At 41.4% G+C, this 24,099-nt stretch carries 23 protein-coding genes; 11 read left to right on the forward strand and 12 right to left on the reverse strand.

The features are described 5' to 3' along the window. Positions 1-7: 7 nt before the first annotated feature. Positions 8-1,195: an argininosuccinate synthase gene (locus tag SU86_RS02855; RefSeq protein ID WP_048187283.1), complete on the reverse strand. Its 1,188-nt coding sequence runs from the start codon at positions 1,193-1,195 to the stop codon at positions 8-10. Between the two features lie 178 nt (positions 1,196-1,373). Between SU86_RS02855 and SU86_RS02860 the strand changes: the two genes are divergently transcribed. From SU86_RS02860 to SU86_RS02875, 4 genes are read left to right on the forward strand one after another with little or no spacing between them, the layout of a single operon-like run. After that, positions 1,374-2,387 (forward strand): ABC transporter substrate-binding protein, encoded by a 1,014-nt coding sequence (locus SU86_RS02860; RefSeq protein ID WP_048187286.1) that lies wholly within the window; start codon positions 1,374-1,376, stop codon positions 2,385-2,387. Then, entirely contained in the window at positions 2,375-3,145 is a 771-nt protein-coding gene (locus SU86_RS02865) for an ABC transporter ATP-binding protein (RefSeq protein ID WP_048187289.1), read from the forward strand. The genes SU86_RS02860 and SU86_RS02865 overlap by 13 nt, the downstream gene beginning before the upstream one ends. A 26-nt stretch (positions 3,146-3,171) precedes the next feature. Then, a complete protein-coding gene (locus SU86_RS02870) occupies positions 3,172-3,900 on the forward strand; it encodes an ABC transporter permease (RefSeq protein ID WP_048189100.1) in 729 nt (242 codons plus the stop codon). 19 nt (positions 3,901-3,919) lie between these two features. After that, complete coding sequence (locus tag SU86_RS02875) at positions 3,920-4,846, forward strand: ligand-gated ion channel (protein ID WP_048187291.1); 927 nt, start codon at positions 3,920-3,922, stop codon at positions 4,844-4,846. On the opposite strand, the gene SU86_RS02880 is transcribed toward SU86_RS02875, so the two are convergent. From SU86_RS02880 to SU86_RS02895, 4 genes are all read right to left on the reverse strand, one after another. Next, positions 4,843-7,815, reverse strand: coding sequence for a beta strand repeat-containing protein (locus SU86_RS02880; RefSeq protein WP_048187293.1), 2,973 nt, complete (start codon positions 7,813-7,815; stop codon positions 4,843-4,845). The two genes, SU86_RS02875 and SU86_RS02880, sit on opposite strands and share 4 nt — an antisense overlap. A 50-nt stretch (positions 7,816-7,865) precedes the next feature. Further along, on the reverse strand, positions 7,866-8,960 hold the full coding sequence (locus SU86_RS02885) for an MFS transporter (RefSeq protein ID WP_048187295.1): 1,095 nt from the start codon (positions 8,958-8,960) through the stop codon (positions 7,866-7,868). Between the two features lie 300 nt (positions 8,961-9,260). Further along, a complete protein-coding gene (locus tag SU86_RS09720) occupies positions 9,261-9,407 on the reverse strand; it encodes a hypothetical protein (protein ID WP_158507462.1) in 147 nt (48 codons plus the stop codon). A gap of 84 nt (positions 9,408-9,491) precedes the next feature. Continuing rightward, complete coding sequence (locus tag SU86_RS02895; protein ID WP_048187301.1) at positions 9,492-11,984, reverse strand: methionine synthase; 2,493 nt, start codon at positions 11,982-11,984, stop codon at positions 9,492-9,494. A 208-nt stretch (positions 11,985-12,192) separates the two neighbouring features. Between SU86_RS02895 and SU86_RS09725 the strand changes: the two genes are divergently transcribed. After that, a complete protein-coding gene (locus SU86_RS09725; protein ID WP_158507463.1) occupies positions 12,193-12,363 on the forward strand; it encodes a hypothetical protein in 171 nt (56 codons plus the stop codon). A 7-nt stretch (positions 12,364-12,370) separates the two neighbouring features. Here the strand turns inward: SU86_RS09725 and SU86_RS02900 are convergent, their stop codons facing one another. From SU86_RS02900 to SU86_RS02910, 3 genes are all read right to left on the reverse strand, one after another. Further along, on the reverse strand, positions 12,371-12,646 hold the full coding sequence (locus tag SU86_RS02900) for a hypothetical protein (RefSeq protein WP_048187303.1): 276 nt from the start codon (positions 12,644-12,646) through the stop codon (positions 12,371-12,373). Between the two features lie 131 nt (positions 12,647-12,777). Then, the gene (locus SU86_RS02905; protein ID WP_048187305.1) at positions 12,778-13,722 is read right to left on the reverse strand and encodes a homocysteine S-methyltransferase family protein; all 945 of its coding nucleotides are present in this window, start codon (positions 13,720-13,722) and stop codon (positions 12,778-12,780) included. Between the two features lie 14 nt (positions 13,723-13,736). Beyond that, entirely contained in the window at positions 13,737-14,507 is a 771-nt protein-coding gene (locus SU86_RS02910) for a hypothetical protein (RefSeq protein WP_048187307.1), read from the reverse strand. Between the two features lie 76 nt (positions 14,508-14,583). On the opposite strand from SU86_RS02910, the gene SU86_RS02915 reads away from it, so the two are divergent. Genes SU86_RS02915 through SU86_RS02925 form a run of 3 tightly spaced genes read left to right on the forward strand, consistent with a single transcriptional unit; the run spans position 14,584 to position 15,828 of the window. Beyond that, complete coding sequence (locus SU86_RS02915) at positions 14,584-15,141, forward strand: NUDIX hydrolase (protein WP_048187309.1); 558 nt, start codon at positions 14,584-14,586, stop codon at positions 15,139-15,141. A gap of 55 nt (positions 15,142-15,196) precedes the next feature. Then, complete coding sequence (locus tag SU86_RS02920; protein ID WP_048187310.1) at positions 15,197-15,355, forward strand: 50S ribosomal protein L39e; 159 nt, start codon at positions 15,197-15,199, stop codon at positions 15,353-15,355. Between the two features lie 2 nt (positions 15,356-15,357). Next, complete coding sequence (locus SU86_RS02925) at positions 15,358-15,828, forward strand: 50S ribosomal protein L31e (protein ID WP_048187312.1); 471 nt, start codon at positions 15,358-15,360, stop codon at positions 15,826-15,828. A gap of 8 nt (positions 15,829-15,836) precedes the next feature. Here the strand turns inward: SU86_RS02925 and SU86_RS02930 are convergent, their stop codons facing one another. The 4 genes from SU86_RS02930 to SU86_RS02945 form a co-directional block, all read right to left on the reverse strand. Further along, complete coding sequence (locus tag SU86_RS02930) at positions 15,837-16,901, reverse strand: zinc metalloprotease (protein ID WP_148550730.1); 1,065 nt, start codon at positions 16,899-16,901, stop codon at positions 15,837-15,839. Between the two features lie 55 nt (positions 16,902-16,956). Further along, positions 16,957-17,901 carry an FtsZ/tubulin family protein gene (locus tag SU86_RS02935; protein WP_048187316.1) on the reverse strand — a complete coding sequence of 315 codons (945 nt, stop codon included), beginning with the start codon at positions 17,899-17,901 and terminating at the stop codon, positions 16,957-16,959. 70 nt (positions 17,902-17,971) lie between these two features. Further along, the gene (locus SU86_RS02940; RefSeq protein WP_048187318.1) at positions 17,972-19,240 is read right to left on the reverse strand and encodes a tRNA (N(6)-L-threonylcarbamoyladenosine(37)-C(2))-methylthiotransferase; all 1,269 of its coding nucleotides are present in this window, start codon (positions 19,238-19,240) and stop codon (positions 17,972-17,974) included. Position 19,241: 1 nt separating this feature from the next. Further along, complete coding sequence (locus tag SU86_RS02945; RefSeq protein WP_048187320.1) at positions 19,242-20,603, reverse strand: aspartate ammonia-lyase; 1,362 nt, start codon at positions 20,601-20,603, stop codon at positions 19,242-19,244. A gap of 134 nt (positions 20,604-20,737) precedes the next feature. Here SU86_RS02945 and SU86_RS02950 point away from each other — a divergent pair, with 134 nt between their 5' ends. The 3 genes from SU86_RS02950 to SU86_RS02960 all read left to right on the forward strand — a co-directional run bounded on the left by SU86_RS02950 (position 20,738) and on the right by SU86_RS02960 (position 24,099). Further along, positions 20,738-22,069, forward strand: a complete 1,332-nt coding sequence (locus SU86_RS02950; protein WP_048189101.1) for a multicopper oxidase domain-containing protein — start codon at positions 20,738-20,740, stop codon at positions 22,067-22,069. A gap of 72 nt (positions 22,070-22,141) precedes the next feature. Then, positions 22,142-23,104, forward strand: a complete 963-nt coding sequence (locus tag SU86_RS02955) for a ligand-gated ion channel (protein WP_048187323.1) — start codon at positions 22,142-22,144, stop codon at positions 23,102-23,104. 62 nt (positions 23,105-23,166) lie between these two features. Beyond that, the gene (locus SU86_RS02960) at positions 23,167-24,099 is read left to right on the forward strand and encodes a D-2-hydroxyacid dehydrogenase (RefSeq protein ID WP_048187325.1); all 933 of its coding nucleotides are present in this window, start codon (positions 23,167-23,169) and stop codon (positions 24,097-24,099) included.

Here is a 24,099-nt window from a genome sequence, read left to right on the forward strand (position 1 = left end):
ATCCTTCTCACCTCTTGTTTGATAATTTATTAGCTTCTGTTGTTTGCAGTCCCCACAGCTCAACAAAGCCGGTTGCCTTTCTTTGATCAAAGGCAGATCCCTTGCCGTAGGTTGCAATGTTATGACTATACAAAGAGTACTTGGATTTTCTTCCAACCACTCGGAAGCTTCCCTTGTATAGTTTTAGCTTGACTGTTCCAGTTACCACCTTTTGTGACTGGTCGATGAATTTGTCCAAATCTCGTTTTAGCGGGTCTTGCCACAATCCGGAATATGCAAGCCAGGTCCACTCTTGGTCTACCATACTCTTGAATTTGTTTTGGTGTTTTGTGTGCACCATTTTTTCTAAATCCGAATGAGCCTCAATTAGGCACAAGGCAGCTGGTGTTTCATATACTTCACGAGACTTGATACCTACGACTCGGTCTTCGATATGGTCTACTATTCCCACACCACACGAGCCTGCAACCCTATTACAATATTCTATTAGCTTGATTGGTGACATTCTCTTTTTGTCTACTGCAACTGGGATTCCCTGGTCAAATTCAATCTCTAGGTATCTTGCCTTGTCTGGGAGATTCTTTGTCTTGACCCAGATGAATGCGTCGTCTGGCGGTTCATTGTATGGGTCTTCCATGTCTCCGCCTTCGATTGCTCGTCCCCAAAGGTTTTGATCAATAGAGAATTTCTTTGATACCGAATCAATTGGAATGCCGTGCTTGTTTGCAAATTCCAGTTCTGTGGTTCTATCTAGATTTAGGTCACGAATTGGTGCAATTATTGGGAGATTAGACCCAGAACCAAACGTAACATCAAATCTTACTTGGTCGTTTCCTTTGCCCGTGCATCCATGTGCCAGTGCGTCGACTTTTTCTTTTTTGGCTACTTCTAGTACCTTCTGTGCAATTAGTGGTCGTGCAAGTGAGGTTGCTAGACAGTATTTTCTTTGGTATAATGCATTTGCTTTGATTGATGGATGAATGAAATCATCGACAAACTCTTTTTTTGCATCAATATTGTAATGTCGTAAAACGCCCAGGTTCTTTGCCTTGGCTGCAATTTTTTTCTGGTCACTACCCTCTCCTACATCTACTGTTACGGTAATGACATCCATTCTGTGCTTTTCTTGTAAATATTTGATAACAACAGAAGTGTCCAGTCCGCCGGAAAAAGCAAGCACTGCTTTTTGTTTCATTAGAGCTTTTTCGTGATATGATTTGCATTTATCTTTTATGCTGATCTGGTTTTGAAATTTTCCGGATGAGAAAAATTTTCATTTTATGATTTTGGAAAAAATACTCGAGCCAAAAAATTAGCTATAGCTGCAGCTAAAATCCGATCACTATTTAACCAAAGTTTCATAACGCTGTTTTATGAAAATTCTGCCTTTGGCTGGTGCAGCAGTTGCGGCAATAATTGCAATTTCTGTTGTTTCTAGTATAGTTTCCTCTAATGATTCTGAGAAAAATCAGGTCAGGGTGGCATTTTTTGCAAATATCTCGCATGCCGTACCAATAGTAGGAATAGAAAATGGTTATTTTGAGCAAAAACTAGGCGAGATGCAAATCAAGACCAAAATAGTCGACAGCGGGCCCGAGGCAGTAGAGGCGTTATTTGCAAATTCAGTTGACTTGGCGTATCTTGGACCTGCGCCGTTTGTGAATGGCTATGTCAAGTCTGGCGGCCAGGGAATAAAGATACTGACTGGGGCTGCCAATAATGGGGCAAGCTTTGTCATCCAAAAAGACTCGGGGATTCTGGCACCTTCTGATCTGGCAGGAAAAAAAATAGCAGCACCATTCATTGGAAACACACAGGATGTTTCCTTACGTAACTATCTTGATGAGAATGGCCTCCAATCAGCTGAAAAAGGCGGCAATGTCGTAATATACAATATAGCAAATGCCGAAATCTATACCATCTTTGCAAAAGGAGACATCGACGCTGCATGGGTTCCAGAACCGACTGCCACTATGCTAGTTGAGCAGCTGGGAGGAATAAGACTATTCCAAGAAGAAGATATTTGGCCGACAAAGAAATTTCCATCCGTTTTGCTTGTGGGGCGGGCTGATTACATTGAGAAACATCCTGATATAATAAAAAAATGGCTTGAAGCACACGACCAATCCATATCTTGGATAAATCAAAATCCAAACCAAACCGAATCAACATACATCAAATTTTACAAGGATCATACTGGCAAAGCCCTCAAAGAAAACATTGTTCACAATTCCTTTACCAAAATCATATACACATCAGAGATTGATTCTGATGCAATTCGCATATTTGCAGAGCGTGCTTATTCACTTGGATATCTGGGACGCCATGGATACAATCTAGATGACATTTATGCAAAGACAATGGAGATCATACCATGGCAAAGCTAGAGGCAAAAAATATTGTCAAGTATTTTGAGCATGACGGGCAGCCACTAAAGGCGCTTGGCGGAATCAACTTTACCGTAGAGGATGGCGACTTTGTGTGCTTGGTTGGACCATCCGGATGTGGCAAGTCTACGTTTCTAAGAATTGCAGCTGGCCTGCAAAAGCCAGACGAGGGCCAAATCCTCCTTGATAATCGACCAATAACAAAGACCGGACCTGACAGAATAATGGTATTTCAGGAAGGTGCACTGTTCCCATGGCTAAAGGTGCGAGACAATGTTGAATTTGGATTAAAGATAGCTGGCATTCCAGAATCAGAGCGACACGAAATCTCTGATAGATATCTGGACATGATGCAGCTCACAAAGTTTGCGAATTCGTATACGTACCAGCTCTCAACTGGGATGCGACAACGTGTTGCAATTGCCAGAGCACTAGTGATGGATCCTGAAATCTTACTGATGGATGAGCCATTTGCAGCACTTGATGCTCAGACTCGCGACTTGTTGCTAGTGGAAATGCAAATGATTTGGCAAAAGACAAAAAAGACCATCGTATTTGTGACACACAGCATTTCGGAATCTACTGTTCTGGGCAACAAGGTTGTAGTGTTTACACATCGTCCTTCTACAATTAAGAAAATCATCCCAATAGATCACAAGAGGCCTCGACTTGTAGAAGATGAGGGATTGATTCCATACCAAAAAGAGATCTCTGCATTGCTAAGGCCTGAAGTAAAGGCAAAGGAGGACTCGTCTTGAAAATAAACTCACTTGCAAAAAAGATCATGTTCTATGTTGGTATTGTCTTGGTATGGCAGGCCTTTGATGCAGCAAATGTTTGGCCAGACAGCGTATTTCCATCACCATATGAGGTGGCAGAAGATCTTTGGTATGGTGCAGCAAATGGTACGTTGTGGATTGGAATAGGAACCAGCCTTTGGAGATTGGTAGTGGGATTGTTGATTGCCATAGCCGGTGGCATGACACTTGGAATATTCATGGCGCGAGTCAAGACGGTAAATGAGACAATTGGCTCTATTATTCTGGGATTGCAGTCGATTCCGTCTGTTGCTTGGGCACCACTTGCAATTGTGTGGTTTGGTCTGACTGATGCTGGAATTATTTTTGTCACAGTCGCTGGCGCACTATTTGCAGTTACCATCAATACGTATACTGGCGTGAAAAGCATCAATCCTGATTTCATCGCAGCCGCTCAGAATATGGGTGCAAAAGGCGAACAACTAATCACAAAGGTCTTGATTCCAGCTGCATTTCCATACTTGATAACTGGATTCAAGCAAGGTTGGGCGTTTGGCTGGCGTGGTGTGATCGGCGCTGAGCTGTTGTTTTCTTTTTTGGGTCTTGGATTTTTGCTAAACGTTGGGCGTCAATTATCTGATGTCTCACAGGTGATTGCAATGATGTTGATAATTATGATAATTGGAATTGTAATTGATGGATTGATCTTCAAGAAATTAGAAGACAAAGTCATGGCAAGATGGGGCTTGCGATGATCTTTATTTGTGAGTTATTATGAATGCTCTAGTTTTTGCGCTGACATCTGTTTTTGTTCTAATCTTGATATCGAATACTGCATATGCTCAAACTAGTACGCCAATACAATATGACGTGGACATAACACTGATTGACATTGGTGAAATCAATACCAAAGAGGGTTCATATGATTTGAAATTCTTACTGACATTGTCTTCTGATGATGTTGAGTTTACAACAATGGAAAAGCTACCTGTAATTGATTTTGTAAACGGTGATCTTGATGAAGACATTGTGGTGGAATCCATAGAACCACACAGATATTCTTTTGAGGTTGATGGAAAATTCTTCAACGACATGTCTTTTCGCAACTATCCATTCTCACCAATTGATCTTTTGATCAAAATAGAGCCAGAATATCAGACAATTGATCAGGCAGAATTTACCTCTACACATTTGGATAAACTGTCCACAAAATATGGCGACCATATCCCTGGCTGGATTTTGATTGGAGTAAATGACTCTATAACGTCAGTCGTGGATGTAAATGGTAGAACTCACTCTCATTATGTTGCCGCCTTTCATTTAGAGAGGCCATTTCTATCTAATTTCTTTACAAAACTATTCCCGATATTTATTATGGTCTCAATTGTAATCTTTGCGTTCATACAAAATCCAAAACAGCATAAAATGGCTGAAATCGGAATCGGGATGTTTCTCTCACTAGTCTTTCTACATGCTGCATTTCTGGGAGCAGACTTGCCACCACTTGACTATCTGACAATGCAGGACAAGATCCTAATTGTAAGCTATGTTACAATTCTATATGCATTATCAGAAGAAATCATCCAGCAAAGATACAACAAGGAAAGCAATGCAGAGCGTGCACTAAAAATAAACCGAAAGATGCTAAAGTTTTTGCCAGTAATTATGATAGTGTCTGCACTCGCACTCTTGTTCCTCTAGTTACCCGTAGAGTTTGTTTGGGTAGGATTTGATTCTGTTTCTGGCTGAGTTTGCTCTTGAGGAACAGATTCTATAGTGCTGTCTGGAATTGATTCTACTTGAGGTATATCAGTAGAATTTGATTGAATTGGGTCTGGAGCGGGCGTTTCTCTCGGTGTATCTAATACTGGTGCTTGTGTAGAGTTGGTGTTTTGTAATGTGGTTGACACATCATTGTTTTCACAGCCTTGTGTTGTAGCAGAGACGTCACTGCATACATCGTCGTGGATTCCACCTTGTATGGTATCTTGACCTTCTCCACCCGTAATTACATCTTGACCACTGTTTCCAGAAATAGTATCATCTCCGTGACTGGCATCTATGGTGTCATTTCCTGGACCACCAACTATTCTGTCATCTCCATGACCAGCGTCTACTACATCGTGGCCGTCTTGGCCGTAAATCCTGTCATCACCACTGTTACCCTGAATGGTGTCATTTCCTGGACCACCAAAGACTCTATCATCGCCATCCCCACCAATAATGCAATCGTCTCCTCCATTTCCTTGGATGGTATCATGGCCACCATTGCCAAGTATGAGATCTGCCTGATCAGTACCGATCAGTGTATCGTTTCTGTCTGTTCCTTGTATAACTTTGGCAAAATAATCCTGCGTATGACCACAATACAATTCTGATGTATTGTTGTTTTTTGCTGTGTCGACTAGGGGTTGTTTTACAGGTGATGGCGTATTTGTCAGGGTTGGCAATGTGACAGATTTCCCATCCACATTTTCAATGGGGCAGCAACTCTCAATTGATCCATGATTGTTGTCTATTGTGCCGATATTGATTAGAGTGCCGTCATTTTTGATATCGCCGTTATTGTAAATTCCATTTGATACATGGTCTGTCTTTACACCAGAATTGTTGATTGTTCCAGAGTTTGTAATGCTTGCCATCCTACCAGCAGCGCCATTTTGTATTATTCCCGAATTTGTAATGATGTTGGTGTTTTGTAAAATGTTGTTATTGATAATAGAGCCCACATTTGTAATCGTACCGGAACTGGTAATCGTACCTGTGTTTTCAATTTGCCCTGATCTTTCTGTTATGGCATTTGTAATCACACCAGAACTATCTAGTGTACCGGAATTGGAAAACTCACCGGTATTTGTTATAGTACCAGAATTAATCATTGCAGCAGAGTTTGTAAGTTTGCTACCATGGCCAGAATTGTTAATTGTCCCATAATTGGTTAGTGTTCCAGAATTACTCATTTTACCTAGTTGATTTGTAATCATGTCATAATTATTGAAAATATTGGTGTTTGTAAATTCCTGGCTATTGGTAATGGTTCCGTTATTTGCAAATACTCCATCATTTCTGAGAAATCTATAATTGGAGATTACTCCATCATTAATGATCATACCATGATCATTGTTTTGAATTGATGATTGGTCTCCAATTGTACCTGTGATTCCAACACGCATTATGCCAGAATTGATTATGGATGTTTTGTGATCAATTGTTCCTGAATTGTCAAGTGTGCCTGAAGTGTTGGCTATGCTACCCTCTATGGAGCCAGAGTTTTTGTTGTTTATAGTGCCGTCATTTTTGATATCGCCGTTGAGCAAGCCAGAGTTGTTTATGGTTCCGGAATTGTTATTGACAAAGTTGGTTCTACCATATTGAATAGTTCCTTGCCTGTTGTTGTTTATGATTCCAGAATTGGAAAATATTCCACGATCGTTGTTTAGTATGGTTCCTATGTCGTTTTGTATTACGCCTGATTCGGCATTTGAGAACGTTCCAAGATTGATTATTCCGGTATATCGTACACCGGAATTTTGAATTGTTATTGTTCCCGAATTGGTAAATGTTCCAGAGTTTGTAATACCTGCGCTATTTCCGTCAGGAATTAGAGCTATTATGGAGCCAGTATTTGTCATTATAGACTCGTTTGAAATATTGCTTGATGTGGTAATGGTGCCAGAGCTGCTGAATGTGCCCTGATTTCTGAATGAACCTTTTGTATTATTAACGGAGCCATTGCTTGTTATGGTTCCAGTATTTGTCAGACTATTCTGGTTTACAATAGCACCTGAGTTGATTATAAGATTTGAATTGGTAAATGATCTAGAGTTGAAATTAAGAGTACCTGCATTGTTGATTGTTCCAGAACTAGTAAATGTACCAATTACACTGATTGTACCGGAATCTACATTTGAAATCATGCCAGAGTTGTCTCCAGATCTGTTGTCTGTTACGGTAATTGTTCCTGCATTGTTGATTGTACCTTGATTAGTCGCAATGCCAACCATCACACCATTGTTTGCAATTGTGGCCTTGTTGACAAAACCACTACCGCCGTTTATTGTACCTGCATTGTTATTGGTAATGTTTGCAAAATTAGTCAAAGCAAATGCATTCATTGTTCCGAAATTTGTTATCTTGTTATAGTTGGACACTGTACCTTGGATGATATCCAACGTGCCGTAATTTTTGATGGTACCAGTTCCATCATTTTCAAATGTCCCCCCAATACCGAAACTTCCACGATTTTCAATGGTGCCGGAATTTGTCATGATGCTTTTTTGTCCGCCATGTATTGTTCCAATATTTTTAATGTATCCTAGATTTGTCATGGTGCTATCGGCCACATCCATCTGTCCGGAATTGGTAATGTTGCCTTTGTTGTTGATCGTCATATCTTTACCAATGTCGAGTTGAGCCTTGTCGTTTATGATTAGCGTTCCAGAATTTTGTATGCCAAATCCCCTCATTGATGATTTGACAGTTACAGTAATGCCAATAGGTATTGTGACATCTGCCTGATCAAGATGGTCTGTGCTTAAACCCCACGTAGCTGGATCATCAAAATAACCAGATTTTACTGCAGTGTATGATGTGATGGCGTTAGCATCATGAATTGAAAACCCAACAAGAATTGTTGTTATAATAATTGAAAATAAAACCGCTCTACTCAATACGTACGTGTGATAATGATGTTGAAATAAACCTGATCTTGCTATGGTTATTACTTTTTGATCTTTAATGAAACCAAAAATGCTACACTGCAAACCACAACTGCAAAATACATCACCATTACATGCCCGTACCAAAATGCTATGCTACCAGCAACTACAGGACCTATCACATTTGCAATCGATATTGTGGAATTAAAAACACCAGTAGATGTTGACTTTGGATTATTTTCCATTAGGTGAATGCTTCCACCAATATACAAAAACGCCCAAGTGACACCAACTAGCGCCATACAGGGAATTGCCATCCACCAATCACTCATCACCGCCATTCCGGCAAACACCAAAACAGTTAACCCAATTCCGATTTTGAACTTGGTAATGTTGTGTGTGGTAATTTTACCACCCATCAGATTCATCAGAACAAACGCAGAAGCCGTATTGGCAACATATACGATAGACACCTCATACAGCTTGGCGCCAAATGCCTGAGTCAGCACCAAAGGAAGTATAGTCCAAACAGACGTTGCGCCAATATGCCTAAGCAAGAGCGATAAAAACAAGTACTTGTTTTTTGCAATCACCTTTTTTGTAGTGCCTGACTCTACCTCCTTTGCCATGGTGTAGTTTGGCATTCTTGCAGAAAACACAAGGCCTGCCAAAAACAAAGAGGCACTAATCAGAAATATCGTCTTTTCATTGTTTGCAACACCAGCTGCCACAATTCCTGCCAGCCATCCCAAAGCATGAAATGAAATCACAGATGCGACCTTGGATTTGTCCTTGCCTGATTCATACGTATATGCGAGCATTGCAGGCACCATCATACCACTGGTAACCCCAGCACCCAGTCGAACCAAAAGCAGGTAAAACGAGTTATCCGCAATATAGTGCAGGCCAAACATTGCAGCGCATCCAATGAACCCAATTCGAATAAACGTCAGCCTGACTCCACGAGCATCCGAGATTCTGCCAAAGTACAGACCGGACAGAATCTGCGCCAAAAAGAACGATGCTATGGTTAGTCCGACTTCGAAAATATTGCTAGTCAGTGATTGCGCCAAAATTGGCATGAACACATATACGATTGAGACGCCTGCGTGCTGAAAGAATGTTGCACCTCTAAGTAAATTATTTAGTTGCTGCATGAAGTGCTTTGATCCAAAATCTGATTAATTTAATTCAAGATGATGATTTTCTGTTAGTCTTTTCCAAATACTGATTTGTGGTCACAAACACGTAGCAAGTGAATGATATTTTCTTTATACTCTATTCTGTAGACTATTCTATCGTGTCTGTTCAGTTCATATGACCAAACTCGGAGATTTGACTTGTATTCTCCCAAATCTGCTGGATTTTCTGACTCTGAAAGAATTATGAGTGCTTTATCGACGATCTCTTGACGAACTGATCCTAAATTCTTGTATTGTCTGTCAAATATTTTGGCTCTAAGAATTTGCCACACTTTTATGCAAGTCCTCAATTGCCTCTTGAGCTGTTTTGAAGACTCGTCCGCGTTTTTCTTTTAGTGCTTTTTTAACATCACGTATCTCCTCGTCTGAAAGTGGAGGGGAGTGAATCTTTGCTTTGGACAATGGTCTTGTATGTGTCATGTAATTAATTAACGATCTTCTTATTGCTAATAAAAAGAGGGGTAACTATATCATAACCGGATCAGATTACAGCACAAAATACTCTGCTTGTGGATGATGCACAACTATTGCAGCAGTTGATTGCTCTGGTATGATCTGACCGGCTTCTGTTATCTCCATGCCTGATTTTGTAGGATCTATTAGCTTCCAGACCTTGTGGTGCTCTGATACATCGGGACAGCTTGGATAGCCCCATGAATATCGAAGGCCGCGCTTGCCTACGTTCAATTCTTTTCTGATTCGCTCATTTACCAATTCTGCCATTGCCTCTGCAGTCTCCACTGCTAAGCCGTGCAGATAATATGCATCAGTGTATCTGTCCTCTTTGTTCCACCTATCAATCACTTCCTGGACTCTATTTCCTACAGTCACTGATTGGAATGCAACAAGGTCGTTCTCACCAAAATAATCGCTCAGACACAAATGCTTGCTCTGCGACGATCGTGGAAACTTGAACTCTATTTTCTCGCCATTTGGAGCATCAACTAGAAGATTATCTCCCTTTGGATTACAAACAAAGTAACCATACGCTGCACTTGGCTCAAAGAGTTTCTCTTCTAGTACTTTTCTCTTCCACTCTTCTAGTAGTTTTTCACCTTCAATATCCGAGGTCTCCATTCCACGTCCGCGCAGACCCCAAGACAGCACAAAGAGTGATTTTTTGGACAGATACTTCCAGACCTCTTGCAGATCAAAGTCTTTTGGTTCTAGTCTTATTGGTGTATTGAGGATTGGTGCCACTGGTGGCGTTACCGGCTTGATATCAGAACGAGGAATCTCGCCCTGTGCTTTTTCGACTTTGGTCTCTTGCCAGTTTTGTATCTTTGAGTGCCATTCCTGGACAAACTTTGTTTTCTCTGATGATACCAGCTTGTCCATTGTCTTTAGTCCCTCAAACATTGTCTTGCAATAAAATACACCATACGGATAGATGCTGCCCTCTTTTGCTATTCGATTGATGTAGTTTGAGTTGATTGCAGCACCACCACATAAAACCGGAATTTCCAGCTTGTTTTCACGCGCAAATTCCACAAAGTGTTGCATCTGCTTTGATGTTGATACCAAAAGTGCTGATAATCCAATTGCGTCTGGCTTTACTTCGTTTATTTTTTCTACAAACTTTTGCAGTGGGACCTGCTTGCCGAGATCATATACCGTATAGCCATTGTTCTCAAAGATGGTCTTGACCAGGTTTTTGCCAATGTCGTGTACATCTCCATATACTGTACCCAGGACAAGCTTACCCTTGCTGGTTCCCTCCTCCTTTAGGAGATATTTTTCCAGCTCCACAACCGATGCCTTCATGCATTCTGCAGATTTTAGTACAAATGGTAGAATCAATTCACCTGCACCAAACTTGTCGCCAACCTCTTTCATTGCAGGCAACAAATCGTCATTTAGTGTGGCAATTGCTGCATCATGCGTGATTTCTTTTGGGGCATTGATGACCAACCTGCCTTCTTTTTCCTGTGTAATGTTTTTCTGATTAATTTTTTCCGCAATGGCAGACACCACATCATTTTCAATTCCATCCTTTAGGCGGTTTATGATTCTGAAATTGGCGCGCTTGCCTGCAGGCCAGCTTGGGTCGACTTCTACCTTTCTTGATGTAGTGAATTGCGTACCTGTTTTTTCAAAATGAGTGATTACCTCAGCTAGCGCATTTTGGTGAGTGTTGAATATGAGTGCCTCCACCAGCTTGCGCTCAACCTCATCAATTTCACCATATGGAATGATCTCCTTTGCATTTACTATGGCAGAGTCAAGGCCTGCTTTTACTGCGTGATACAAAAACACGGAATTTAGTATCTTTCTTGCAGCCGGTGCCAACCCAAATGAAATGTTGCTCAGACCCAAGACAGTAAATGCATTTGGGAATCTCTGTTTTACCATCTTGATTCCCTCTAGTGTGTTTTTGCCGGCATCCAAAAACTCGGCCTCGCCAGTTGCCAAAGTAAATGTCAAAACATCAAATACAAACTGTTCTTCCTTTAGGCCGTATTTTTTCCCAGTCTCGTATAATAGCTCAGCAGTCTCTACTTTTTCCTGCGGTGTCTTTGCCATGCCTTTTGGACCAATGCATAACGCAACTGCCGGAAGCCCGTACTTTGCCATTAGTGGCGCAAGCTTGTGAAATCGAGAGCCATCACCTTCTAGATTAATAGAATTGATCATAGGCCTGCCAGGGATTTGATGTATGGCAGTTTCAATCACTATGGGATCAGTAGAGTCAATCACTAGTGGCGCATCAATCTCTAGTGATAATCGTTTTACTAGTTTTTTCATAAACTCCAATTCGTCTGATCTTTCAGTTGTGGCAACGCATACATCCAGACAATGCGCCCCATCCTCTACTTGGATTCGTGCAAGATCAATCAATCCATCAAAATCATCTGATAGCACCAGTTGCTTTGCCTTTTTAGAGCCCTGCGTGTTTAGGCGCTCGCCGATGATTAGTGGTGCGGGCAACTGTCTTAGCTCCACTGCCTTTAGTGATGAGCTTACTCGTGCAATTTTCAATTCTATCTCAAAGTCGTTGCATTTTGTAAATATATGACGGTTTTTCTATTATTGACCGTATAGTTAGGGTAATTCGTTTTGGAATATGCGGATCATACTGTATCATCCAGAATCATTCGTATTCTCCATATTGGATTCATTTCACATTGATATGTGGTAAACAAGGCTTTTATCGTGGTGTGAGATTCGCACTTTTGGTACTACATTCATGTCATCATCTGATACTCCCCGCAGAAGCGATGATGTTGTTACTGTTCTCTACAAGTTTGTAGGCCAAAAGGAGGACAAAATCCAATGCACCTATTTTCAGTACAAGAACCTAAAGGAATTACCAGACATGGAATATTGTAAAATAATAAAAGAAAATGATCTAGAATAAGAGAAATTTATTCTGCCATCTTTTTGACAAAGTCAGAAATCAGATCCTCGCTAAATGTGATGGTTTTATCATCAACTAGTGTCTTGATCTTTTGCCAGTCTGCACGGCTCATCTTTTTTGTCTGCATCAGACCAGCTGATACCAGTATGTTTAGTACTACTGATAAGCTCCAAGTCTGATCAGTCTTCTCAATTAGCCGTGCTTGAATTCTGCGTACTTTTGTCTCAATTTCCTTTTCCAGTGTTATGCTTTTCTTGCTTTTTGGAACTGATTTTGTTGTCATTGTTGTGCCTCAGAGATCTTGATATAAAAATCCCCTCTGCCAAATATGGAAAAGTCAGGCATTACTCTATTGTGATGGTACCACTGAACAACATCATGCTTTTATCAAATTAGTACCATTTTTGGAAATTTCTATTTTGTACTATCAATTACTTTGCGCAAGGCTGCAATGTGTGACGGATTTGTACCGCAACATCCGCCGATAATTCTCACCTTTTTGTATTTTGAGATAAAATCATGTAATGCATCAGCCATTTTCTCTGGCGTCATTTTGTAGACAGCTTGACCTCCCTCGTTTTCTGGCATGCCGGCATTTGGTACCACTAGTAGATTCAACTCGTTTTGCTCATCCAGCCAGCGAACACTAGATGTCATCTCTATTGGACCAGTAGAGCAGTTCAGACCAAACACGTCGATTCCCATGTCGGATACCGTGGTGTATGCTGCTTGCACGTTTGTGCCAAGCAACATCTTTCCGTACTGGTCTAGTGTTACGTTTGCAATTAGGGGAACTTTTTTTGTCTTTTTCATTGCTTCTTGAGCTCCTTCGATTGCAAGCTTTACCTCCAAAATATCTTGGCTTGTCTCTATTAGCAATGCATCAGAGCCGCCCAAAATCAAGCCCTCTGCTTGTAATTCGTATGCTTTTTTGATCTCATCCAGTGATATTTGCCCCAAGTCAGGATCATTTGAGCTTGGCAAAAATCCAGTAGGGCCCATGCTACCAATGACATAGCGCGGTTTATCGGAAAACTCTGATACCACATCGGATGCAAGCTCGGCAATCTTTCTATTGATTTCAACTGTTTTATCGCCATATCCGTATTCGTCGAGTTTTAGCTTGTTGGAGCCAAACGAGTTTGTCTCGATGCAGTCTGCACCTGCCTCCAAATAATTACGATGAATTTTTTTTATCCATTCGGGATGTGTCAGAATTAATCCGTCATTGAATCCGTCCTTGCCATCAGGAAAGTCTTCCGGTTTTGGATTAAATCGCTGGATCTCAGTTCCCATCGCACCATCAAATAGCAAAATTCTTTCTTGCATTGCATCCAAAAAATTCTTTTTTTGTGCCATGGAGTGATTTGAGATTATTTTCTTTTTATTCCTTTAATCTTGGATAGAACCTTTAGTGCCGATTTAAAGTCGTTAGGTGATGTTATCAGAATGTCACCTGCAGACTTGTGAATCTCTGTGATAAAGTCCTGTATCATATCCTCGTATTTTACAAAGTCAATTCCAACCATTTGGGCAGACTTGGCGTTGTTGTGCGATGGAATCATTACACACGGAATTATCTTGAATCCCTGCGGCTTTAGCTTATCCACTATGTGGTGAACCTGTTCCGGAGATTGAATGACATTAGTGATGAATCCTTTGGGTTCGGATTCTATTTTTTTTTGAATTTGATCATAGTCGGGCTCTGCGGGCAACGACAAAAAAAAGTCCAGATTTTTATCAAATCCTAGTTCGGTGAAATGCTTTACCACGCCACTTGGAATCAATTTAGAGTCCTTTGGTCCCTTTGGCGGCTCGTCCCCCTTTAGTATCAGCAATCCGTCCAGTCCTAATAAAATTGCGTCATAAACCGACTGGGTCAGAGCGGTAATGTTTCTGTCCCGAACACGCAGACTTGCAGTAATGTCCAACTTTAGTCCATCGTTTCGAATTATGGCACCTGTGGTGATTGGTGAGATTCTTGGCACCCCTAATACAGAATCTGTCAAGTGAATGCCGCCGCAATATTTTGATGCCGATATGATTCTTTTTTCCACCTTGCCAAGCAGGCCCTTTACCTCCTTGTGGGATAATACTCCGTCTGAAATCACTCTGGGTGGATTTATCTCATATCTGATGGTCATTTCTAAATTCCCTACTCTTCTGGATTAATAACCTTTGAAGGAATAAATCATTAAGCTCGATTGCTTCTTTGCAAGTATGAATTATGATATGATAAAAAAACTACTTACCACAAACATAACTCCACACCTTGATGATCACACCACAAAACATGCTGCAGTCTTGATTATAATTTATGGCGACGAGCATAAAATAATCATGACACAAAAGCCACTAACAATGCAACAGCATGCAGGAGAGGTATCGTTTCCCGGCGGAAAAATAGCGCACGATGATGATGATTTACTAGATACCGCAATCCGGGAAACCCAGGAAGAAATCTCGTTAATAGTTCCGCGAAATAAAATAATCGGACAATTGCAAACCGTTCAAACAAGAAACTCTGGGTTTACCATAATTCCATTTGTTGCCATTTTAGATGATATTGATTCATTGCAGCCAAACTCAGAAGTCGATGAAATCTTGCACATTCCAATGTTCTCATTACTACAAACACTAGACATCGATGATGATGTGGAGCATAGATCATTATTCGAAGCATACAAACTCACATACCGGGATAAACTGATTTGGGGTGCATCCGCTAGAATGCTAAAACAAATTGCAGATATTTTCAAGCAACATGATTTGTTGTAAAATCACTCACAAAACTCAGATTCATTTAAAAAGAGGGTAAAATGCCTCAATTTTTATGGCGACAAGAAAACACTCTGGACGCAAGATAAGGCTGCTCAAAAAGATGAAGCAAAACTCTCCAGTACCAGCGTGGATTATTCTCAAGACCAAAAGACAGGTCCGCTCCAATCCAAAGCGAAGAGCTTGGAGACAAACTGACGTGGAGGTAGGATAATCTTGTCCCAAGAAGCAGAGCGAGTTTATACCATTAATCTAGGCAAGGTTTGGCTTTCACCAAACAACCAGCGAGCAAAGCGAGCAATCAACATGATCCGCGAGTTCACCGAACATCACATGAAGACAGGCCAAGTCAAGATCGACCAAGATCTTTCCAAGGCAGTCTGGAACCAAGGAATCCGTAGCCCACCAAGAAAGATCCGAGTAAAGATGGCAAAGACCGACGACGGTTATGTGATGGTCTCACCATATGAAGAGGAAAAGAAAGCAGAGGCCCCAAAACCAAAGAAGGAAGAAAAAGCAGATACCAAAGTAGAAAAAGTAGAGGCAAAGCCAGTGGTAAAGACAGAAGAAAAGAAACCAAAAGCAGAGAAAAAGGTAGAAGAGAAAAAACCAAAGAAGGAAAAAGTACCCTCAAAGAAATCCGTCAAAAAGGCAGCAAAGAAAGAAGCCAAAAAGAGTTCTAAATAATTATCAAATCACTTTCTCAAAGAAATTATCTCATAAGGAATCTTTCTTAGCTCATCGCCTGTGTACTTTAGTGTTATGGAATATTTGCCGGGCGTCATGCTGTCTGGTATGATAAATGAATACGTGTACTTGCCTGTACTGCTCACCGCAACCTTGTATGATTTGGTATTGCCGTCTGGCTTGGTTAGTACCACATCTAGTCGCTGATCTTTTTTGTACATGTTTTTTGGTATAGCTCCAGAAATCTTTTCAATGATGGTCTTGCCTTTGAGCTGGATTGTTTTAGTTTCTGATTGCTGTGTGATGAGTTCTGATTTTTTCTGGTTTCCCCATCCACCGTTACCATAGATTTGGCGAATCTTGTCCAGGTCCACTGGCATTATCTCCAGTAACTCTGGGTCTATTGGAACATGCGTTGGACTGTTTATCACATCTAAAATTGGTACCATTATCGATGATGGATGGCCAGATCCAAAATGGTATAGCACCTCGTCTGATACGTAATGACCAAGGCCCATAGAGTGGCCAAGTTCATGTCGCAGAATGGCCTCCATTGCAACAATTAGTTTTGGCGAGTCCTGCTGGCATGAATACCAGTATGTTGCAACATCTGTTCTGGTCTCACAAATTCCGTATCCTTGATAGTAAATCTCGATATAGTTTTTGCCGTCCCTGAAATAATGTAATCCCAAAATCTCTACATTGTTTTGGCCCTTTGGGGGACTCTTTAGAAACGATATTACCACATCGCACTTGGTATAGTCGTATTTTTCCTGCTGGTCTCTTGGGATGGTATAGTAATTTACGTCCCAGTTGGAATCGCGCTTGCCACTTGACTTTAGTGGACCAATCCACGCATCAAGGCTTGATTTGGTGCGCTTCATCAAAATTGGAATTAGACTTTCCGGTATGTTTGGATCTGCTGGAGGCTCTTTTGCGCAAAAGCTTGGCGTTCCAGAAAACTTGTTTGGCAGGGTATCATACTGGATGTTATTCGTTTTTGCATATGATTGGTGAACCAAAACCGATGATAGCAAAATCACCGACAATGTGATACAGATCAGTTTCCTCAATTATCACTGAACAATTCGTCTTACATTAAAAAGTGAACTAATCTTTTCTTCTGGATTATTCCAGTTGGTATAGTTCTATTCCGGTTTTGATGGATGATTCCGGCTCGTCCCAGTCTAATGTATTCTCTTGTGGAATCATGCCCAGTGGATCATAGGCATCAAACTTTAGTGTGCCCTCGACTGAGCTGACCATGACAACCTGGGATTTATCACCCTGTGTGGTTGCAAGTGATACGCCGGTGTTGTTTTCATTAAAGATTCCAGAAATGGTACTTGTTATGGCGTTTATTTTGCCAACTGAAACATTATCAGAGCCAAAAACATACAGCATTGTCTTTTTTATGGTGTTTGGCGGTGCATCCTCGTATAGCATCTTGATTGATTCTCGCAGTGATGTCTCAATGTCTTGCTCATTTTTGCTTGTAGATAATACATTGAGATTATCAGAAATTGAAGATGCAGACAGTGAATTGACCACATACATTACTGCATGGTTTGTAATATCATAGCACTTGTTCATGGTAAGGTCTGGATTTGCCTCTAGCAATGCATCATTGTCCACCACTATGGTAGAGTCAGAGCTTGCGCGTAGTCTTTTGAGTGAGACGCCAGACAAGAACAGTTTTTCTTTTTCAAATCTAAACGGCATTATTCCGAATGACAAGACTCGCTTTCTCTCCTCCTTTGCTGCCATTGCAACAAGTGGAGAAATTGCACATCCTGATTTGCCAGCCAAGTTGGCAAATATTATCACGGTGGAATAGTTGGCAATTTTATCGCGAATCCTGTCCATTGACTTTTGAGCCTGAGCCCTAATCAGGTAAGCAGATGGATTGACGTAGGATTCTGCATGAATCTTGATGTCATGATGAGAACTCAGGTCATTGCTGTCATGGCTGATTGCAATGCTGTCTGCTCCAATCAAGTCTGCAGCGTTTGCTGCCATCTTTGAGCCTGCGCCACCGATTCCGACCAAAAGGACGGGCTGTACAAAGTCCATGCGGGACTCTCGCAAAATTCAATAAAAAACCTTCTTACTTAATTTTGATCCAAACTCCGATCTAAAAGATTTAGCTAGCGATCAGACCGTACAGTCCGTGGTTTGTAGCCCTGGTTATCTTGACTTTGGCCTTATCACCGACTTGGACCATATCGTCCACAAAGACTGGCTTGTAGGCAAAGTTTCTGCCACGTACCATGTCGTCTGTCTGCTCATCAAATAATACCTCGCCAGACCAGCCAACCCATTGCTGGTTGTTTTGCAGGGTGATCTGGTTTATGAGATTGAATAGTTCTTTGCTGCGGTCCTTGATTTTGGCAACATCTAACTGTACCATCTCGGCTGCTTTTGTTCCAGGCCTCTGACTATATCTGGACAGATTAACCACATCTGGTTTTGTGTCCTTGATTAGTTGTACTGTATCTGCAAAGTCCTGCTCTGTCTCGCCTGGGAATCCGACTATAATATCCGTGGATATGGTGAATCTGCCAAATCTGTCCTTGAATCTTTTCACAACATCTCGGAATGTCTCTGCTGTATGGCCACGCTTCATCTCATGTAGGATGTCATTGCTGCCTGATTGTACTGGTACGTGCAAAAACTTGAAGACTTTATCATTCTCAAATGATTCCACCAAGTCGTTTTTTATTTTTGGCATGTACATTGGGTTCATCATGCCGACTCTAATCATGAACTCTTTAGGAATCTCTGAAACCTTGTTTACTAGTTCTGGTAAGGTAGTGCCAATGTCTAATCCATAGCATCCATTATCGGTTGATGTGAGCCATATTTCCTTGCACCCATCATTTACCTCGTGCTCCACCTGGCGCACAATGTCGCCCAGTCGATATGATTGCAGATCCCCTCGCGCAAGCTTTGTCTGGCAAAACGTACAATCACTCATGCAGCCAGACGCAATCTCTACAATTCCTACTATGGGATTTAGTCGAACCTTTGGCAGGCCTGTCTTGGTGATATCTGAGTCTTCCAGTTCTATTTTTTTTCTACCAGATAATGTGTGATCGATTATCTGCAGGGTCTTACCAATAGAGTTTGGACCCATCAGGCTTGCGTTTGGAGAAAATTTTTGAACGGATTTTGGCTCTGCCTTTGCTAAGCATCCAGCAACTACTAGTGGTTTGCTCTTTAGGCGTTTTATTCTGTTTACCATCTTGTTTGCGGTTGCGTCCTTGACAGAACAGGTAACTATCAAATTCAGATCAGAGTCTTTGGAGCTGCTTGCCAAGGTGTGGCCACCATTTACGATTAATCCAGAAATCATTTCGGCGTCCGCAAAGCTTGCAGAGCAACCATATGACTCGACCCAGATTTTTGCCATATTACTTGAATAGTGCGCTAATCTCTTTGTCTGATAATAATTTCTTTGATGTAACCAGCTCGCGAATTGTTTTGCCCGTCTTTAGTGATTCCTTGAACAGATCGGCTGACTTTTGATAGCCAATCTTTGGTGCAAGCAGCGTTACTATGACTGGGCTTTTTTCGATGTTTTGCTGTAGTCTCGCTTCATTTGCAGACAAGCCATCAATCAAATTCCTTGAGAAGATTGGCAAGAAATTTTTGAGCATGTCTGTGCTGTCTAGTACGGCCTTTAGCATTCCAGGCAACATCACGTTTAGCTCAAACTGTCCCCCCTGTGCAGCATTTGCCACTGCAGTGTCGTTTCCTATTATTCCAAAGCAAACCATGTTGAGGCATTCTGCTAATGATGGGTTTACTTTACCCGGCATGATGGACGAACCAGCATGCACTGCAGGAATTCCAATCTCGGAGAGTCCTGCAATTGGACCTGATGCCATTAGTCGAATATCGTTTGCAATTTTGTTTAGCTCCAGTGCGAGATTTCTGATTGCAGATGAAACATTAGCTACTGCAAACTTTGATTGCAGCGAATGTTGCATGTCTTGTTCTGGTCTTAGTTTTAGGCCTGAAATTCTGGCAAGCTCGGCAATTGCTATCTTTCTGAATCCCCTTGGAGTGTTTGCGCCATTGCCAACTGCTGTGCCGCCCAGTCCTACTAGTTCCAGTTCCTTGATTGCTAGTGTGATGGAGTTTTTTGCTTTGGTAATTGATGTGGAATATGCCGCAAACTCGCTACCGAGTGTTACCGGTAGGGCATCCATTAAATGAGTCCTGCCTATTTTTTTATAGCCAGAAAACTCTTTTGCCTTTTTGTTTAGCGACTTGATCAAAACATCGATTGCTGGAATGGTTTCCTTGAGATTTAGCAAAATAGCAACATGCATTGCAGTAGGGAATGTGTCATTGCTGGACTGGGACATGTTCACATGATCATTTGGATGTAGGAATTCATTTTGGCCTTTTTTCTTGCCCAGAATTTCTAGTGCAACATTACATATTACTTCATTAGAGTTCATATTGAATGCAGTTCCTGCACCTGAATTGATCTCCTCTATAACAAACTGGTCCTGGAATTTGCCGGACAAAATCTTATCACACGCAGATATGATGGCGTTGCCGGATTTTTTATCTAAAACCCCGCATTTTATGTTGGCAACCGCACAAGAGCGCTTGATCATAGTATAGGCTGAAATCAAATGTTGGTGTGATCTTTTACCCGTAACATGGTATTGTATAATGGCACGGCCGGTAAATGCACCATAGTAAGCATCCTTTGGGATTTTTACCTCGCCCAAGGAATCTCTGTCAGTTCTGTACTCCAACTATACCCTCACAATACAACTAAAATAAATTCCCAGCGAAAAAGACTTGTAAAAATTGCAAAGTCGAATGGAAATAAGGGGAATTATTATATAGGCTGGTAGAAGTCCCAAACTCAATGAATAAGCGTTACAGTATGCTATTTTCCGTTACAGCAGTAGCGGTCTTGGCAGCAACCTTATTCGGAAGCACATACACACAATCACAAATTGTCGGTTCTACACTGGCAGCTTCCTCAAACGATAGCATGACTCAAAAAATCCATGACATGGGTGGCTTGAAGCTTGTTATGCCACAGGCATTTGCCGCAGTTGACTGCGACAACATCGAAGAGGGAAGAAATGTGGTTAGCTTTGATCTTTACGCAAGAAGCGCTGACCTCCCAATTCTGGGCGGAAAGACTTACCAAGCCATGACTTTCAGTGGACAGGTCCCAGGACCAACACTTAGAGTCACACAAGGCGACGTCGTAATGATGACACTAACCATCCCAGAAGACGAACCAACTCCACACGGAAACGACATGCATGCATCACAAATGCACTCTGGTCCATTTGGCAAAGTAATGCCAGGTGAATCAAGAACATACTGCTATGTTGCACAAGTGCCTGGTACCTTCAAGTATCACTGCTCTGGTGTTGATATTGCAGCAATGGATCAACATGTATTGTCTGGCATGTACGGAATGACAATCGTCGATCCACTCAAAGGCTACAAACCACTAGTTGTTGACTCAACAGCAGTTGTAGACGGCGAAGTTGTTAAAGACAGAAATACTTATTCCGCAGATGCACTTGAATTCCAACTCCAATACGCTCAGTTATACCTGAACGATGAAGGTGGATATGATCAAGGAAAAATGTTCAAACACGAAACAACCTACACAGTTGTTAATGGTATGTCATTTGGTTACGTTCCAAACGCAAACCACAATAAGCTCATCAAGGGAGATGCAAACAAAAACATCTTCGTAGTCCAACCATGGAACTCTGATGATCTAAAACAATACCAATCACAACTATTGTTCGTTGAAGCAGGCCAACACGTAAGAGTGTTCATTGAGAATCAAGCCAATGAACCAGTTTACTGGCATGTAGTGGGCGAAATCATTGACCGTGTTACACAAGGCAATGTTGTGCATGCAAAGGGTACCGAAACTTGGATGATTGGTGGCTCACAAGGCGCAATCATGGATATCGTCTTTGACGAACCAGGAGTTTATGCCGCAGTGAATCACGATTATGCAGCAATCTTCACAGGTGCAGCAACAATCTTTGTAGCAGGCGATCCATTTGGTCTAAATGAACAATTGGGCACCAACGCACAATCATACTCTGAGCTCTTAGGCAACCCAAGCGATGCAGTTCCTCCAACCGGAAAGAACACAATTGAGCATCCAAAACTAAACTTGCACGGATTGTACACAGATGAACGTGCTGACGAATTAAAGTCAGAATTAGGACTCTAAAACCCCTATTTTCTTATTTTTGTATTTTTGACTTGAACAATATTGTTATAATATAATTGCCCAAAACAAACCATGATGCAGCGACATTTCTTGCTAATTCCTGCAATTATGATGGTCTTACTCGTTCCAAATTTTGCACAAGGCCAAGAAATCCCAGAGCAAATATCTACACCCGTAACGTATGATGTTGGAATACAGCTAGAAAACATTGGATTCATAGATAGGCAAGGGGGATCATATGAGCTGATTTTTTGGGTAACTATATCATCTGATGAAATTGATTTTACAAAAAACCCTCCGCCACAAACATTTGATTTCACTAATGGACATGTAGAGGAGATAACTGGGATGCATACAGAGCAACACTTTCACAAATTCAAGGTAAGGGGCGTTTTCTACAATTCAATGGATTTTCGGGACTATCCATTTGAGAGCATTGATCTGGCAATCCATATGGAGCCATACTACCCAAACACCAGCGACAAGCTTGTATTTACTGTCAATCAAGAATACAGTGGAATAAGCAAGTCCGATACAACCAGCGTACCGGGATGGTCAATAGGTGATCCAAGCTTTACTTCGAGCACCCAAAGTTATCCGTGGGGCGATTTTACTCACTTTGAAGCTCATTATCTAGTTGGTACAGCAGATCTTTTGGCCTTTATGAAAAAATTATTCCCAATCGGAGTGCTAATGGCATTTTCATTTGCATCATTTTTGCTCTCACCTAAAAGCCAGGGTGAACGACTGGGGATGATCTCTGCTTCACTTTTGTCCGCCACCTTTTTCCATTCTGGATACCTCAATGCTGAGCTACCTCCAATAGGATATCTGACTTTGGCAGACAAGATAATGATCACAGCTTATACTTTCTTTATCATATGTCTGACACCGATGGTGCTAACAAGATATTACACAGAGGTCAAAAAGCGAGAATTCACACTAGATCAGCAAATGCGGCTGGACAAAAAAATAATTTTCATAGCGCCATTGACCTCGCTTGTCATATTCACTGTTGTTTACTTTACATTATAGTAGCAAGGATCACCAAAGTTCAGATAATAGATTATATTTCGTGCATCTAGAGGCAACACTACATGAGTTTTAGCGATAAAGTTTTGATTTGTGATCAGGTTGATGCCGTACTAAATGATATTCTCAAAAAAAATGGTCTTGCTGTAACATACGAACCGCAAATAACGCCAGAGGATCTGGCAAAAAAAATCGGTGACTATGAAATCATTGTGGTGAGAAGCAGAACCACGCTAACAAAAGATCTGGTGGAAAAGGCTACCAAATGCAAGATAATGGCACGAGTCGGAGTCGGACTAGACAATATCGACACAGATGCCGCCAAGGCAAAAAACATCCGAGTCATAAACGCAGTAGAAGGAGCAATGAATGCTGTAGCAGAACTAGTAATCGGTCTGATGCTTGCAATGGCACGAGACATTCCTCGAGCAGACCGTGAGCTCCGAAATGACAAATGGATAAAAAAAGAACTCATGGGAACAGAGCTTGCAGGAAAATATCTTGGTATAGTTGGGCTTGGCAACATTGGAAAAAGACTGGCAAGACTGGCGCGAGCACTAAACATGAATATTATAGGATTTGATGTAGTACCAATTGATCCCGAATTTGCAAAAGATGTTGGGCTGATAAAGGCAGACTTGGATACCTTACTGCAAAGCGCAGACTATGTCTCACTGCACGTACCATTGCTGGATAGCACAAAAAATCTCATCAATGCAAATAGACTCAGCACCATGAAAAAGACTGCAAGAATAATCAACACGTCCCGTGGTGGAACAGTAGATGAAAACGCTCTGTATGAGGCACTAAAGTCAGGCAATCTGGGCGGTGCAGCACTAGATGTGTTTGAAAAAGAGCCAGCAATTGGCAACAAGCTAGTCAGCCTGCCAAATTTCATTGCCACACCGCACATTGGTGCGCAGACAAAAGAAGCTCAGTCATTAGCTGCAAATGTTATAGCAGAAAAGATAATACAGATTTTACGTGGTGTGATTTAG

The sequence above is a fragment of the Candidatus Nitrosotenuis cloacae genome (assembly GCF_000955905.1).
Classification (GTDB): Archaea; Thermoproteota; Nitrososphaeria; order Nitrososphaerales; family Nitrosopumilaceae; genus Nitrosotenuis; species Nitrosotenuis cloacae.

Bases quoted from the DNA above. Each gene is read 5' to 3' on its own strand.
- SU86_RS02915 (WP_048187309.1), top strand. From the start codon at position 14,584: ATGAATTATGATATGATAAAAAAACTACTTACCACAAACATAACTCCA.
- SU86_RS02865 (WP_048187289.1), top strand. From the start codon at position 2,375: ATGGCAAAGCTAGAGGCAAAAAATATTGTCAAGTATTTTGAGCATGAC.
- SU86_RS02910 (WP_048187307.1), bottom strand. From the start codon at position 14,507: ATGACCATCAGATATGAGATAAATCCACCCAGAGTGATTTCAGACGGA.
- SU86_RS02875 (WP_048187291.1), top strand. From the start codon at position 3,920: ATGAATGCTCTAGTTTTTGCGCTGACATCTGTTTTTGTTCTAATCTTG.
- SU86_RS02960 (WP_048187325.1), top strand. From the start codon at position 23,167: ATGAGTTTTAGCGATAAAGTTTTGATTTGTGATCAGGTTGATGCCGTA.
- SU86_RS02870 (WP_048189100.1), top strand. From the start codon at position 3,172: ATGTTCTATGTTGGTATTGTCTTGGTATGGCAGGCCTTTGATGCAGCA.
- SU86_RS02940 (WP_048187318.1), bottom strand. From the start codon at position 19,240: ATGGCAAAAATCTGGGTCGAGTCATATGGTTGCTCTGCAAGCTTTGCG.
- SU86_RS02920 (WP_048187310.1), top strand. From the start codon at position 15,197: ATGGCGACAAGAAAACACTCTGGACGCAAGATAAGGCTGCTCAAAAAG.
- SU86_RS02885 (WP_048187295.1), bottom strand. From the start codon at position 8,960: ATGCAGCAACTAAATAATTTACTTAGAGGTGCAACATTCTTTCAGCAC.
- SU86_RS02900 (WP_048187303.1), bottom strand. From the start codon at position 12,646: ATGACAACAAAATCAGTTCCAAAAAGCAAGAAAAGCATAACACTGGAA.
- SU86_RS02860 (WP_048187286.1), top strand. From the start codon at position 1,374: ATGAAAATTCTGCCTTTGGCTGGTGCAGCAGTTGCGGCAATAATTGCA.
- SU86_RS02935 (WP_048187316.1), bottom strand. From the start codon at position 17,901: ATGGACTTTGTACAGCCCGTCCTTTTGGTCGGAATCGGTGGCGCAGGC.
- SU86_RS02855 (WP_048187283.1), bottom strand. From the start codon at position 1,195: ATGAAACAAAAAGCAGTGCTTGCTTTTTCCGGCGGACTGGACACTTCT.
- SU86_RS02950 (WP_048189101.1), top strand. From the start codon at position 20,738: ATGCTATTTTCCGTTACAGCAGTAGCGGTCTTGGCAGCAACCTTATTC.
- SU86_RS02905 (WP_048187305.1), bottom strand. From the start codon at position 13,722: ATGGCACAAAAAAAGAATTTTTTGGATGCAATGCAAGAAAGAATTTTG.
- SU86_RS09725 (WP_158507463.1), top strand. From the start codon at position 12,193: ATGTCATCATCTGATACTCCCCGCAGAAGCGATGATGTTGTTACTGTT.
- SU86_RS02955 (WP_048187323.1), top strand. From the start codon at position 22,142: ATGATGCAGCGACATTTCTTGCTAATTCCTGCAATTATGATGGTCTTA.